9 protein-coding genes are annotated in these 14,275 nt (G+C 69.8%); 8 read left to right on the forward strand and 1 reads right to left on the reverse strand.

Features of this window, described 5'->3' with window-relative positions:
• Positions 1-15 precede the first annotated feature (15 nt).
• The 8 genes from ACGFIF_RS28775 (at position 16) to ACGFIF_RS28810 (ending at position 12,032) form a co-directional block, all read left to right on the forward strand.
• A complete protein-coding gene (locus tag ACGFIF_RS28775; RefSeq protein WP_393158724.1) occupies positions 16-1,710 on the forward strand; it encodes a phage tail protein in 1,695 nt (564 codons plus the stop codon).
• A gap of 74 nt (positions 1,711-1,784) precedes the next feature.
• Entirely contained in the window at positions 1,785-3,779 is a 1,995-nt protein-coding gene (locus ACGFIF_RS28780) for a hypothetical protein (RefSeq protein ID WP_393158725.1), read from the forward strand.
• The gene (locus ACGFIF_RS28785) at positions 3,769-4,017 is read left to right on the forward strand and encodes a hypothetical protein (RefSeq protein ID WP_393158726.1); all 249 of its coding nucleotides are present in this window, start codon (positions 3,769-3,771) and stop codon (positions 4,015-4,017) included. The genes ACGFIF_RS28780 and ACGFIF_RS28785 overlap by 11 nt, the downstream gene beginning before the upstream one ends.
• A 28-nt stretch (positions 4,018-4,045) precedes the next feature.
• Complete coding sequence (locus ACGFIF_RS28790) at positions 4,046-5,659, forward strand: tail fiber domain-containing protein (protein WP_393158728.1); 1,614 nt, start codon at positions 4,046-4,048, stop codon at positions 5,657-5,659.
• The gene (locus ACGFIF_RS28795) at positions 5,646-6,014 is read left to right on the forward strand and encodes a hypothetical protein (protein ID WP_393158729.1); all 369 of its coding nucleotides are present in this window, start codon (positions 5,646-5,648) and stop codon (positions 6,012-6,014) included. Before ACGFIF_RS28790 ends, ACGFIF_RS28795 begins: the two co-directional genes overlap by 14 nt.
• The gene (locus ACGFIF_RS28800) at positions 6,011-7,282 is read left to right on the forward strand and encodes a lanthionine synthetase C family protein (RefSeq protein ID WP_393158730.1); all 1,272 of its coding nucleotides are present in this window, start codon (positions 6,011-6,013) and stop codon (positions 7,280-7,282) included. The genes ACGFIF_RS28795 and ACGFIF_RS28800 overlap by 4 nt, the downstream gene beginning before the upstream one ends.
• Positions 7,279-10,443: a lantibiotic dehydratase gene (locus ACGFIF_RS28805; protein ID WP_393158731.1), complete on the forward strand. Its 3,165-nt coding sequence runs from the start codon at positions 7,279-7,281 to the stop codon at positions 10,441-10,443. Before ACGFIF_RS28800 ends, ACGFIF_RS28805 begins: the two co-directional genes overlap by 4 nt.
• 128 nt (positions 10,444-10,571) lie before the next feature.
• Positions 10,572-12,032 carry a DUF4157 domain-containing protein gene (locus ACGFIF_RS28810; RefSeq protein WP_393158733.1) on the forward strand — a complete coding sequence of 487 codons (1,461 nt, stop codon included), beginning with the start codon at positions 10,572-10,574 and terminating at the stop codon, positions 12,030-12,032.
• A 33-nt stretch (positions 12,033-12,065) separates the two neighbouring features.
• Here ACGFIF_RS28810 and ACGFIF_RS28815 read toward each other — a convergent pair whose 3' ends face one another.
• Entirely contained in the window at positions 12,066-14,216 is a 2,151-nt protein-coding gene (locus tag ACGFIF_RS28815; protein WP_393158734.1) for a DUF4157 domain-containing protein, read from the reverse strand.
• Positions 14,217-14,275 lie beyond the last annotated feature (59 nt).

The following is a 14,275-nucleotide window of genomic DNA, read 5'->3' on the forward strand; positions in this document are numbered from 1 at the left end:
GCGGTGACTCCAGCGATGACAGAGTCCAGCAGCTACCTTGCCTACTTGCCGCCGGTGCTCTGGCGGGACGACCCCAGGGTTGATGCGGGCGAAGACTCGCAGTACCGGCTCGGGCTCGGCGCGACGTTGCGGATCTTCGAGAAGATCGCTACCGGGATTCCGGACGGGATCGCGCTGGAGCATGCGGATCCCGCCGACCCCCTCCGAACGCACACCCACCTCGCCCTCACCGACGAGATCGCCGACCTGCACCGGCTCTTCGACCCCTGGACCACGCCCACGGACTTTCTGCCCTGGCTGGCCTCCTGGGTGGCGCTGGAATTCCCCACCCTGCAGGGGATCCCGCTGTGGGAGGAGTACCAGCGCCGCAAGGTGACTGCTGAGATCGCGCAGATCTACCGGCTGCGCGGCCGCAAGACGGGTCTGAACCAGTACCTCGATCTCTACGCGGTCGGTCAGGCGCGACCTCGGGTGAGCGTGGATGACGGCGCACGTCTGCTGAGTGTCACCCCGCAGGCGGGCGAGCTGTCCACGGTCAGCGCGCTCGTCTCCCAGGGCCCGGTGGTGACCGCTGGTGTGGTGCGCTCGGAGGGGCTGACCAGGCCCTGGTGCGTTGCCGCCGGTACGGACGGAAGCCTCTTTGTCGGGGACATCGGCCTCCCCGAGATCGGCCCGGTGCGGCTGCCGAGCCGGGTCTGGCACCTCGACCGGGCCGGCCGCTACGAGTTGTCGGGAACACCGCCGCGGCCCGCCCCGCTGGCTCCGGACACGGCGAACCTCAAGGACGTCGTCGCGGTCGTGGTGCGTCCGGCCCGGGCTGCGGCGCCCGAGACGCTCTACGTCCTGACCCGGACCGGGCGGCTGTTCGCCGTACCGGCTCCGTTCCGCGAGGTTCCCGCCACCCTGGTGACGACCTTGTCCACCCCGGGGACAGCCGTGTGGATGGTCGCGCTCGTCGTGGACCCCGCCACCGGCGACCTGCTCGCACTCGATCGCGGGGGCAGACCGCCGCAGGCGCCCGTACCGACCGTGGTGACCGTCCGGCCGAACCCGTTGTCGGTGACCCGCACGCGGTTGACGAAGGCGATCGAGCCGCTTTCGCTGTCGGTCGAGCCGAGCGGCACGCTCTTGCTCGGCGACGGCGGCGACCAGGAGCCGGCCGACTCGCAGGGGCTCGCCGGCAACCTGCTGCGCATCGATCGGGGCACCACGCCGTGGCGGGAGGCGTTCCTGCTGCCGGCGGACAACCCACTGGTCGCGCCGACGGCATCGGCTCGCATCCGGGACGGTCTGCTGTACGTGCTGGACGTGGGACTCAAGCCCTTCGCTCCCTCGGCCACGGACCCGTTCATCTGCCCGGTCGCCGAGCACGCCGCCATCTACGCCGTCGACCTCGCCGCGACGCCGCCGACGTACACGCGCACCACCGTTCCCGGCGAGTTCGTGTATCCCACCGGGATGGTTGCCGTCGACGACCACCTGGTGGTGAGCGATCCCGGGCAGCCGGAGGTTTCGGGGCTGGAGCCGTACTGGGGACGAGTACGACCGTTCGAGTTCGACGTGTCGATTCACTTCACCGAGTCGCGGCTGCCGGCCGACCCCGCCGCGCGCAAGCGCGTGCTCGACCAGGCGGTCGGCAACATCAGCTCGATCGTCGCGGAGCAGAAACCGGCCCACACGCTCTGGACCTTGAACACCTCGATTCTCTGACCGTGATGATTCAGGAGGGCAGCGAATGACAGTCAGCGCACCCGAAGGGTGGCGTTCTGCCGAGGAGTCGTCCGGTGGCTGAGGGACTCGTACGGCGGACGCAGTACTGGAACCTCCCGACGCATACGGTCCGGACGGGGGCGACCGGTCACGGGGAGAGCTTGATCGACCTCGAGCAATACCTGCTGCCGTTGGAGGAGGCGCGCGGGTCGACCCTCCACACGTGGGGCGTGGCCCAGGGGCTCGAGGTGTCCGCGGTCGCCGGTTCCGCCGAGGTGGCGGTGTCTGCCGGAGTCGCGCTGGACGCGGCGGGCCGCACGATTGTGCTGGCCACAGGCGGCGTCGCGGTGACCGACCCCGCGGTGGACCCGACGGCGGTGCTTGACGTTCCCACGGTGGTAGTAGGTCCGGCGGGCGTGACGCTTGGCACTGCTGGGGCCGCCGCTGCCTGTCTGCTGACCCTGGCCTGGCGGGAGGTGCAGGGGGAGAGCGCGTTGGCGAACGCGCCGGCGTTGCTGCATGCACCCTGGTTGCGGCTGGTGCCGGTGGACGGGTTCGTGGATGGTGGCGAGCAGGTCGTACTGGCCAGGCTGAGCGTCGGCGCCGGGATGGTGCAGGACCTGGTGTCGGGGCCGCGACGGCTGGCGGGTTCACCGGCGGGGAGCCTCGAATTGCGGGTCGCGCGCTCCTCGGCAGGAGCGGCGCAGACAGTCGGACAGGACCCGGTCGCGACGTTGGCCGCGGAGCCGAACGGGGATGTGATTCTGCGTCTGCTCGGCGGCACAGTGCCGCTACCCGCGCTGAGGGTGGCCGCCGGCAGCGGCGATGCCCGGCTGTCCGGCGCGCTCAAGATCCCGTCGCTCACAGTCGACGGTGTAGCGGCGGTTGGCGGTGATCTGTCGGTAGCGGGTGCGTTCTCTGCGACGAGCTCTGTCGCCGTGGGGCTCGGCGCTGCAACATCGGCGCGTGCCCTGCACGTCGAGGGCAGCGAGGTGCACAGCGGAGGATCGGGTGGCGGGTTCTCATTCGCTGACCGCGACGTGGGCTCACTTGTCGAGAATCCCGCCTCCGGGCAGCGGTGGGTCTGGTATGCGCGTAGCGGCGAGGCTCGCCTGTGGTCTCAGGAGGACGTCCTCAAGGTCAGGCCCGGGACGGTGGCAGCGGCAAGCGGCGACGGCGTCGGCTTGGACGTGTTCCGGCGGATGCGGGTGCGGTCGAATGGCGGCTTCACGGCCGGGATCTGGTTCCACGAGGACGCCGACAAAGGCTTCGTCGGGATGCTCGACAGCACGCACGTCGGCTTCTACGGCGCGAACGGCGCCGGCTGGGGCCTGGTGATGGACACTGCCTTCGCCAATGTCGGCATTGGTATCGGTGGTTCTGCCCCGAAGGCACGACTGCACGTCGACGGCTTCACCGCGATCCGGGCCGCCGGCCGGGTCACTCCGCCGGGTCCGGGCCCGTTCACTCCGTTTCCCCTGTTCCGGGGCGTCGGCGTCGAGGCCAGCGGTGACATCGGCATCCGCTCGACCGGACGGGTCTGGGCCGGGCAGTTCGACGGGAACGTCACGATCAGCGGCACGCTGTCGAAGGGCGGCGGCGGGTTCACCATCGACCACCCGGTCGATCCGGCCGGCAAGTATCTGTCCCACTCGTTCGTCGAGTCGCCGGAGATGGTCAATCTCTACGCCGGCCAGGTCACGACCGACTCCGATGGCCTTGCGTGGGTCGAGCTGCCGGCGTACTTCGGGGCGCTGAACCGCGATGTCACCTACCAGCTCACTCCAGTGGGGCAGCAGGCTCGGGTCACGGTGGCCGAGGAGGTCTCGGACAACCGCTTCGCGATCCGGTCCGACCCCGACGAGATCACGGTCTGCTGGCTGGTCACCGGCGTACGACAGGATCCGTGGGCCAACGCCCACCGGATCGTCGCCGAGTTGCCGAAGCCGGAGTACCAGGCAGACCGCTTCCTGCACCCGCACCTGTACGGCGCACCGCCCGACCGGAGTGTGCTCAGCCGGCCGGATCGACCAGCTACGACTCGACGGAGTGATGGCGATGACCGATGAACGGCTGCAGGCGCGATTGGCCGAGTTGCGGCGCGAGTACGCGCTCGGCGAGGGGCGGTTGCGGGACCTGCTCCAGCAGGAGTCGGCCCTGCGGGAGACCTTGCTGCGGATCAGCGGGGCGATCCAGGTGCTGGAGGAGCTGGCCGGAGCCGGGGCCGACGACGTCCCGCCGAACGCTGCCTCCGCCGGCACGAACAACGATGCCGAGCCGGACCGGCAGGTTCTGAGAGTCCCCTAGCACGAGCCGCGAAGGAGAGGAGACACCGATGAGTGCCACAGGCCTGGTGCGGACGCAGTACTGGAATGTCAGCGGCCCGAACCCCACGCCGAGGTCGGGGATGACATCGCGGGCTGAGTCGCGCACCGACGTCGAGGGCTACCTGCTTGCCGCGGACGCGGCGCGGAATGCCGCGATCCACGGCTCCGGCGTGGCCGGCGGGCTGGAGGTGTCGGCCATGACCGGTGCGACCGGGATAACGGTGGCCCCCGGTGTCGCGCTGGATCTCGACGGGCACATCGTGGTGCTGGCCGAGGGCGGCCTGGCGATCGTCGACCCGTTCGTCGGGCCAACCGGCGTACAGAACATCCCGACCGTCCCGGTGACCGCGACCGGGGTCACGTTCGACACCACCGGTCTGGCTGGGGACATGCTGTTCACCATCACCTGGCGGGAGGTCGAGGAGGCGACCGCTGGGCTGCTCGTGCTGCATCAGGCGCCGTGGCTGCGACTGGTGGACCCGGCGACCTTCGTCGACGACGGTCTCCAACTCGTGCTGGCGGTGGTCACCCTCGGAACAGGCGGAGTGGTGGATGCTCTCGCTCCGGCGACGCGTCGCTTCGTCGGAGTTGCCACGAGCCGGCTGGAGCTGCGGCTGCCGAGCCTGGACCCGGCAGGATCCACGGTGAGCGAGCTTCCGACCGCGGTGCTGGCGGCCCGGACCGATGGCGGGGTCGATCTCAACCTGCTGCCGCCGACCGGGTCTGCGCGCCGGGCGCTGTCAGTGGCCGGCCCCTCCGGAGACGTCGACCTCGCTTCCGGCCTGCGCGTCGGCGGAGCGACCTCCCTGGCCTCGGGATTGACTGTCGCCGCCGGGATCGAGACGGACGGCGACCTGATGATCGCGGGCAACATCACCGCCGGTGGTGACCTCGCCTTGGCCGGCAGCGCTGCGGTGGATGGTGACCTCACCACCACCGGGGACCTCAGCGGGGCAAGCGCCACGCTGACCACTCTCACGGTGGGCGGTAACGCCGATCTGGGGGCAGGCCTCGCGGTGCACGGCAGCGCGACCATCGGTGCGGGTGGCAATGCTGTGCTGACCACCCGGCACGTGGACGGGAAGAGAGCCGACAATGATCTGCCGGACGGGCTGTTCCTGAACTGGGGCACCGGGAAGACGGTGCACGTCGGGGGAGGCAGCCCAGCCGACCTCTCGGTCTCGCGGAACGTGTTCGTGAGCGGGCGGGTGGGTGTCAGGAAGACCAACCCCGCGTTCGAGATCGACGTCGCCGGCACGATCTGTGCGACGACTTTCTGCAATCCGTCGGACCTGCGGCTGAAGTCCGATGTCACGGAGCTCGTGGATGTTCTCGACCGGCTCGCCGACGTACGAGCGGTGAGCTTTGCACCGCGGCAGGCCGACGAGCAGGCACCGGTCCGTCGCCACGCCGGGGTCGTGGCGCAGGACGTCGTCGAGTCCTTCCCGGAACTCGTGATGCCGATGGGATCGGACGGGCTGATGGCCGTCGACTACGCCGGTCTGGCCGGTGTGCTCGTGGGTGCGGTGAATGAACTGCGCTCCGCGACCGCCGAGCTGTCGGAACGGGTGGCCGGTCTGGAGCATCGGCGTGGGCAGGACGGCGACGATGTCCGCAGGTGAAGATGTCGCCGCGGTCGCCCGGCCCTGGTCCGCGTGGCCTGTCGCCGATTCGTCCGACGGCGGGCTCGACGAGTTCGACCTCGACCTGGTGTTCGGTGAGCTGGACCAGCACGACATCGCTCTCTATCTGCCGACCGGGCGTGAGATACCGGGCGAGACGTGCAACACGAACAACGCGACCTGCCCCAACACCTGCCACGCGACCTGCCCCGACACCTGCCGTGCGACGTGTCCCAACACCTGTCGTGCCACGTGTCCCGAGACCTGTCGTGCGACCTGCCGGGAGACGTGCCACCACCCGACGCAGGCGAACACACACTGTTTCACCTGCAGATCAGGGTGCGTGGAGCCGTGACTGCGTCCGCGATCGCCGAACGCGTTGCGACCCGGGTCACGGACCCGGTGATCCTGGCGGAGGCGATCACGGCCACGGCCAGGCAATCGCAGTACGCCGACCTGCTGCCCTGGCGCGCCGCGAGCCTGACCCACGGGCACGCCGGCATCGCCGTGCTCAGCGCCGAGTTCGACCGTCGCAATCCGGACCAGGGCTGGGACCGGGCGGGGCACCACCATCTCTCGGTCGCCGCGACGGCGGCCGATCCCTATGACATGTCGCTGTTCTCCGGGTTGGCAGGGATTGGATTCGCTGCAGTGCAACTCGCAGCAGGACGCCCGCGGTACGAACGCCTGCTGAAGACCGTCGATACAAAGCTGGGCTCGCACGTCGAGCAAGCCGCGAGCCGACTGGCGGGCGCGGATGGCTGTCCGGCCCGTGACCACGATCTCGTCTCGGGCTTGACCGGAGTGGGTGTCTACCTGCTTGCTCGGCATGTACAGGGCGGTGGTGACGACGAGGCGCTGATCCAGGCACTGTCCGGCCTGGCTCGTCTGCTGGCCGACCCATGCCACCCCCGGAGGTGGCATACGCCGTTCGACCTGGCGACCGGCTCGCTGCGTGAGGCGTACCCGAGCGGGCACCACAACTGTGGGCTCGCACACGGAGTACCGGGACCGATGGCGCTGCTCTCCATCGCCCTCCGCGCCGGCGTGGAGGTGCCGGAGAGCCGGCAAGCAATTGAGGTCACCGCCGGATGGCTGGCCGATCATCAGACCGGGACCGCTCGGACACCGGCCTGGCCCGACGCCGTTGCCCTCGACTCCACGGAGCCGATCGCGAACGGGGGACCACCTGGCCGGGCGGCCTGGTGCTACGGGGCGGTCGGAGTGTCGCGCAGTCTCTGGCTGGCCGGCACCGCCATGCACCGGACGGACTGGCAGGACCTCGCGGCCGACGCGATCCGCGTCATCGCGCGGCGCCGTCCGGAGCAGTGGTCGCTGTCCACCCCGACGTTCTGCCATGGCGGAGCGGGACTGCTGCAGGTACTGCGCCGGTTCGCGGCGGACCTCTCCGACCCGGCACTCACCCGCACTGCCGACGCACTGGCCGGCGACCTCGCCGCAGGGTACGACCCCGCGTCACTGCTTGGGGTGCGCGGTGTCGAGCCCGGGGGCGTGCTCGTCGATCATCCGGGACTGCTGGACGGTGCGCCGGGGGTCGCGCTCGCCCTGCTCGAGCTGCCGTCAGGTGAGAACGGCTGGGACCGAATGTTCCTCCTCTCATGACGGACGGGCCGCTCTACCGGGCGCTGAGCGGGCTGGTCGTCCGCGCGCCCCTGCTGCCGGCCGCTGCCTTCGCCAGGCTCGGCAGGCAGTTCGACGCCGACGTCGAACGATGGTGGGCCGACCCCGAGGTCGAGTTCGCCGTAGCAGTCGCCTCTCCGGACCTGGCCGCGGCCTTGGCTGCGGCGTCTTCGCCGGGCAAAGCCTCCGCTGCAGCCCGAGCGGCCCTGCAGCGCTATCTGATCCGGGCCGCCACACGCCCCACACCGTTCGGCGGCTTCGCTGCGGTCGGAGTGGCCCGATGGGCCGAGCACACCGATCTCGAGGTCGGTCCGGTACGTCGGCCGACCCGGACCCGAGCCGATATGCAATGGCTGTCGGAGGTGGCCGAACAGCTGAGCCGGGACCCGGGGTGCCGGCCGGGTCTGCGCGTGTACGCCAACACCTGTGCCTTCGAGCGCGCGGGCCGGATCTACCTCGCCGACCCGGGCACCGGTGGGGTGCGGGCCGGGCCGGACGTGTCCGTGCGTGCGACACCGGTGGTCCGGCGAGTACTCGCGCTAGCCCGGGGGAGTGGGATCCCCGCCGACGACCTGCGCCGGCATGTGCTCGCCGAGAACCCGTCCGCGACGCCCGCGAAAGTGGACCACCTGCTTGACGAACTGTCCCAGCAGCAGTTCCTCCTGCCAGAGCTGCTGCCTGCTCTGGTCGGCGACCCGCTGGCCCGTGTGGTGAGCGATCTGGACGCGATCGCAACGACGCCGGCGGCCGATGAGTGGTCGGAACGGTTGACGGATGTCGGTGTGGCCTGCCGCGGGGTGGACGTCGCTGATCAAACCACCGCTACGGCGGCGCTCAAGGACGCGAGGGCAGTGCTGGCGGCGATCCCGCTGCCGATGGAGCAGCCGGCCGGGTCGCTCAGGCCCGAGGGCCGGACAGCCGACCTTCAAGTGGACTCCAGCCTGCCACTGTCCCGAACCGGGGTAGCTGGCGTCGTCGCCGACGACGTCAGCCGAGCGGTCGATGTGCTGTTCCGCTTGCACCCGAACCCCACCTGGACGGCACTGGCCGGCTATCGCGCGGCGTTCCACCGCCGCTACGGCGACGACTGCCGGGTGCCCCTCCTCGAGCTGCTCGACCCCAGGTTCGGCCTTGGTGCACCATCGGACCACCGAGGCGAGCTGGACGCTACCGGGCACGACGGAGGAGCCGCCCGCCGACGAGCAGAGGCCCTGCGCGGCCTTGCTGCCACAGCGATCCGCAGCGGCAGCGAGGTTGTCCTCGACGACCCGCTGATCGATCGACTGTCGAACGGGCAGGTCGACGCCAGCCGGCTACCGGCGTCGGTCGAGCTGAGCGTTTTCGTCGCGGCCCGCAGCCGCTCCGCGGTCGATCGGGGCGACTATCTGCTGGTCGTGGGTCCCAACCTCGGCGCGCAGGAGGCCGGGCGGGGGCTCGGGCGCTTCGCGGATATGATCGGCTCGGACGCGCAGGACCTGCTGGCCGAGGTCGTTGCCGAAGAGGCCGCCGTACGCGGCGACGACGCAGTGGTGGCCGAGCTGGTGTACCGACCCTTGCAGGCGCGGTCGGCGAACGTCGCCGTGCGTCCGTTGGTGCGGGACTACGAGCTGCCGGTCGGTGTTGCTCCGACGCTTGCGCCTGATCGGGTGGTGCACGTGGACGAGGTGTCGGTCGGAATGGAAGACGGCCGGTTCAGAGTGTGGTGGGATCCTGTGGATCGCCCGCTGCTCCTCACGGCCGGACACATGCTGAACCCGGCCGGAGCCCCGCCGGTCTGCCGCGCGCTGTTGGAGCTGACCTCCGACGGTACGACGTACCTCCCTGACTTCGACTGGGGACCGATGACCGGGATGCCGTTCTTGCCCCGCGTCCGCCATGGTCGAGTGGTGCTCTCCCCGGCGCAGTGGCGGCTGGGCCCGTGCGATCTTGGCCTCGTGGCCGGCGGATTCGACGCATGGCTGGACTCCTGGCGGGCGCAGTGGGGTGTCCCGCGCCTCGTCTACTTGGTCAGCGCTGACAACCGGCTGCTCCTGGATCTGGACGACTGCTCGCATCGGGCGCAGGTGCGGGGGGCGATGGACCGAGAGCGTCCTCATTCGCTGACCGTCCACGAGGCCTTGCCCGGCCCCGACGATGGGTGGCTCCCTGGTCCGCGGGGCGCGCTCATCGCGGAACTCGTGGTTCCCCTTGTGCGTGCCCGAGCCGCCGACCGGCCTCGTCCAGCGACGCGCACCCGACCTCGAGTGCCGCCGGTCTGGGAGGATTCGCAGCGGCTGCGCCCGCCCGGCTCGGACTGGCTCTACCTGACTCTCGATGGCCCCCACCGGACCGAGGACGAACTGCTGACCGGCTCGCTCGGCGACCTGGCGGACGGATTCGTCCAGCGGGGAGACGCCGACGGGTGGTTCTTCGTCCGGTACGCCGACCCGGACAGGCAACTGCGAGTGCGATTGCATGGCGAACCGCAGGTGTTGGTCGACCGGGTTCTGCCTGAGTTGAGCCGATGGGCGGCGTACTCCATCGCAACCGGGGCCCGGACCCGGTTGGAGCTCAGGACGTACGAGCGAGAGCTCGCGCGGTACGGCGGGCCGGAGACGACTGCGGTCTGCGAGGCGATCGCCTGTTGTGACAGCTCGGCGGTCCGGGATCTGTTGAGCGTGACCCGGTCCCGGCTCGTCTCAGGCGCGCTGGACCGAACAGAGTTGGGGCTGGTCAGCGTGACCGACCTGCTGCGGTCGTTGACCGGGCGGGACGACCTCGAACGAGCACGATGGGCCAAGGATCTTGGTGGTCAGGTGACGTCGGCCGGCTCCCGGTTCCGCGACCACAAGCGTCAGTTGAGGGCGCTGGTGCGCGCATCCGACGATGGACCGTGGGATGGGGCCGGTGCGGCCTGGCATGAGGTAGGGCAGCAGGTCCGCGAAGTACTGGACCGGCGCCGGTCCGCATTGACACCCCTCGTCGCGGCCCTGCAAGCCCACTGGCTCGACGGCACGGGGCTGCGCTCGCCGGAGGAACTGGCCGCAAGCCTCATCCATCTGCACGCGAACCGTCTGGGCTTGGACCACTCCGCCGAACGCCTGACATTGGGGCTACTCGACCGAACGCTGCGCTCGCTCAACGCGTATCAGGTTCCTGAATGATTGCCGCACACGTCCGCAGTGACCCAGCACGGACTGAACATGTGCCGAGGACCGTTCCTCCGCGCCAGACCGGAGGAAGGCTGACAGCGGATCACCTGAGCGTGCATCGGTTGGTAGGGAATCACGCCATGAGTCGGCTGCTGACGCGCGTCGTCGACCCGCGCCTGCGCGAAGCCATCGGGACCGTCGGTGCGGGGGAGCGGTCGATCGCCCGGCTGGAACCGATGGCAAGGGCGGAGATGGAAGGCCTGCTCGGTCATGACCTCAGTGGGGTGCGCATCCACACGGGCGCCGCAGCCGCGGCCTCGGCTCGTCGGCTGGACGCGCGGGCCTACACGATCGGCGACGACATCGTCCTCGGCGACACCGTCCCGTCCCTCGACTCACAAACCGGTCGGCAGGCACTCGGTCATGAGCTCGTCCACGTCGTCCAGCAACGTCTGGGTGGGGCAACGGGAGCCGAGGCCGACAGTGTCTACGAACAGGACGCGGAGCAGGCTGCGGTGGCACTGGCCGAGGGGCACCGACCGGCACCGGTCGTTCGCGGCACGACCGTCGGGGTCGCCCGGCAGCCGATGGATCCTCGGCACGCCCGCGGGTACGCCGGTGAGCAGGGCATGGGCTTCATCCACTATCGGCGGGAGGACGGCTGGATCTTCTTCGAGGGCCCGAGCGGAGCGCGCGGCCACGGGGTGACCCAGCCGGGGTTCGACGGGGTCGCGTACAACGTGCGGACAGGTGAGACGCATCTGGTCGACAACAAGTCCCTCGCGGCGACAGGCAACGTGCGCAGCGCAACGGCCATCGACCCCAGCCGCAACCTCGGCAAGAACCTCGACGCACTGATCCAGCGGGTCGAGGCTGCGAAGGACGTGCCTGGCCGGATCGGGTTGCTCGGGCGGCTGAGGGCACTCAAGGCCTCGCTGGCCGGCGGTCAGCCGCTCCCGGACGATGTCAAACTCGTGGTGACGAGCGTGGGCGGGCGGACGACTGACGTGTCGCGACGACTCAAGGACGTTGGCGTGCAGCACCTGCCGGCCCCACCTCCCAGGCCGGCGCCGTCGCCCGCGCCGTCGCCGTCGCCCGCGCTGACGCCACCCGTTGAGACACCGACCGTCGCTCCTGCTCCGAAGCCGGCCGTCGTCCAGGCCCCGGCGACACCTGCGGTCACGCCCACGGTCCGTCCCACCTCGGCGTGGAAAGCGGGGCTCAAGGCGGGTGGCAAGACCGTGGTCGCGGTGCTGATCTTCGCCGGGTTGGAGTACTTGGTCCACCAGCGGCTCGAGAAGGACCTGGAGGAATCGATCGACAAGGCCCGGGAGGGAGCGATGCCCTGGGCTCAGCGCGTGAAGCGCCAAGACCCGTCGAAGCCGGTGTACCTGAGGGTCACCGTGCGGTCCGCGGCCTACAGCCGGTACTGGCCGCTCACCGGGTGGATGCCGGAGCCGCCCCAACTGAGGATGACCCAGATCGCGATGGTTCGTGCGGAGATCGATCCCCCGATCGTCAAGGTCGAGGATCATCCACTGGACATCCTGCGCCCCGGCACCTCGACCGAAGTCACCTACACCGAGCTCATGGTCCCATGACGCGCGATGCGATGCAGCGGCCGGACGGTCACGTCACTTCGCGAGGGCGCCGATCTGTGACTTGGCCTTGAGGTAGTCTCCCGCGGAGGCCTTGCCCACCTCGGCCTTCGCCATGATTTCGAGGATGGTGTCGAGCTTTCCCTGGATCAACGCCTTCTCCAGCGGCGTCAGAATGATGGGGCCGTGTGCCTTCTCCCACTCGTCGGCCTCGAACAGCAGCGTGTAGATCTCGATCGCGGCGTTCACGATCCAGGAGGTCTTCACGTCCTCGACGCTCGCACCGTCCACGAGCTGTTGGTAGACGGTGAGTGAGTGCCAGACGTCATCCTTCTCCATGTAGTGCATGGTGGCGGGCTGCTGCTCCTTGGCGGTGATCCACTTGTCGAGCTGATCGCGCCGCAACCGCAGGAGCGCGCCGACCCAGGCCCGCGACTCCCTGAACGAGCGGTTCAGGAACGGCAGCAGATCGGCCTCGCGCTTGAGTGCGCCGGCGCTCCCCTTGAGCAGCTCCGCGCCCAGCATCCGGCCCTGGTTCTCGGCGATCATGTCGTTGATCGAGTCCTGCCCGAACACCTCGAAACCTTCGAGGTGCCACAGTTCGTAGGCCAGGAAGAGTTCGCGCAGCCCGAGCTGGTTCTGGGCCGCGTACTTCACCCCGGTGGCCCAGTGCATGAGCTGGGAGATGTTCTTGCCGCCGCGGCGTACGTCGGCGTTGAAGTCGGCGATCTCCGGATTCGTCTCGCCGATCAGGAAGGGGATGTCGAGGAAGGGGAGCTTGTCGGTGTTCTCCTTGCCCAGGATGTCCGTCGCGGCGCCCAGCTTCGTCGGCAGGGCGAGCACGTTCGCGAACATCGGCAGTGCCTTCAGCCGGCCGAGCTGCGCCGGCAGCTCCTGTCCGTTGAGCCAGGTGATCGCCTTGATCTCCCACTCGCTCGTGACCGGGCGCCACACACCTCCCTTCACCCGCACCAGCAGCGTGTCGGTCCCACCGATCGTGGCGGTTCTCCCCTCGAGCGCGGCGCCGAGCTTCTCCTCGGCCGCTTCCTTCCCACGAGCTGCCGTAGGGGACGCGAAGTAGTCCGCGAGGTACTTCGTGGTGAGCTGCTTGTAGAACTTCGAGGTCGGATCGATGCTGCCGGGCACCTTGGCGCGGGCGGCGGCCTCCGCCTTGATGAAGGCCAGCACCTCGCGGGTCCTGGCTTCGGCGCTTCTGTCGTTCCGGTCGAGAGTTTGCTGGCCCAGCAGCCAGAGAGCGTAGTCCCGTTCCGACCCGCTCAGCTCCGAGCGCAGGCGGTCCGGCAGATACTCGTTGTAGAGGTCCTTGTAGGCGATCTTGAGCTTGTTGAGCTGATCGAGCTTGCGGCCGAAGGGGAGCAGCACCGCGTAGATGGCCTCCTCGTCCGTCCGGAACCCTTCCACTGCCTTGCGCAGGCGTTGCGCAGCCTCGATCCATTCGGCATCGGTCCCGGGCGGCGCGCTCCGCGCGGCCTGATCGCTGCCGGCGTCGCCCAGGTTGATGAGTTGGAGCGCATACTCGAGCTCGCTGCCGCTGAAGTCGCTGCGCAGGTCCGCCACGAGCTCGACCTTGTACTTCGCCCGGTATTTGTCCTTCAGCCGCAGGACCGCGTCCGGATCACGACCGAGTCTCTGCAATGCCCTGTACACACCTTCCTCGTCCGTCCCCAGTCCCCGGACTCCCTTCTTCACCTCGCGGGCGATGCGGTCGTAGTCGAGGGTGTCCGCGAAGGCACGGGGCGGGGCCGCGGTCGCCGGAGACGCGACCTGCCGGCGGATGGGCGCGCCGGGCTGCGCTCGATGCTGCCTGACGTGCACGAGTTCGTGGGCGAGGAGGCGCCGGCCCGCCGCGCGATCGGGCGCGTACTCCCCGCGGCCGAAGACGATGTCGTTACCGACGGTGTACGCGCGGGCTCCGAGGCTCGCCGCCGAATCGGCGCTCCGCGTGTCAGTGTGCAGGCGGACCTGTTCGAGCCCGGCGCCGAGCCGCGGCTCGAAGAAGGCGCGTGTCGAGGCCGGCAGCGGCATGCCTGCCCCGGCGTCCGATCCACCCGGCGGCGACGGGGCTGGGGCGCTGGGCGTCGCCCGCTGAGCGCCGTCGGCGAGCGGCTCGGAGCCCAGGATCTGCTCCGTGCGGCGATCCGCCTCCACCTCGCTCGGATCATCCACGCGCCCCACAGTTGGACCACGTTTTTCGGAATCCCTTGGTGCGTCCAACAACCGCCGCA

It is taken from the genome of Kribbella sp. NPDC049174 (assembly GCF_043197365.1).
Lineage (GTDB): Bacteria > Actinomycetota > Actinomycetes > Propionibacteriales > Kribbellaceae > Kribbella.

Coding starts and splice junctions, on each gene's coding strand:
- ACGFIF_RS28795 (WP_393158729.1), top strand. CDS start 5,646: ATGTCCGCAGGTGAAGATGTCGCCGCGGTCGCCCGGCCCTGGTCCGCG.
- ACGFIF_RS28805 (WP_393158731.1), top strand. CDS start 7,279: ATGACGGACGGGCCGCTCTACCGGGCGCTGAGCGGGCTGGTCGTCCGC.
- ACGFIF_RS28775 (WP_393158724.1), top strand. CDS start 16: ATGACAGAGTCCAGCAGCTACCTTGCCTACTTGCCGCCGGTGCTCTGG.
- ACGFIF_RS28785 (WP_393158726.1), top strand. CDS start 3,769: ATGACCGATGAACGGCTGCAGGCGCGATTGGCCGAGTTGCGGCGCGAG.
- ACGFIF_RS28810 (WP_393158733.1), top strand. CDS start 10,572: ATGAGTCGGCTGCTGACGCGCGTCGTCGACCCGCGCCTGCGCGAAGCC.
- ACGFIF_RS28790 (WP_393158728.1), top strand. CDS start 4,046: ATGAGTGCCACAGGCCTGGTGCGGACGCAGTACTGGAATGTCAGCGGC.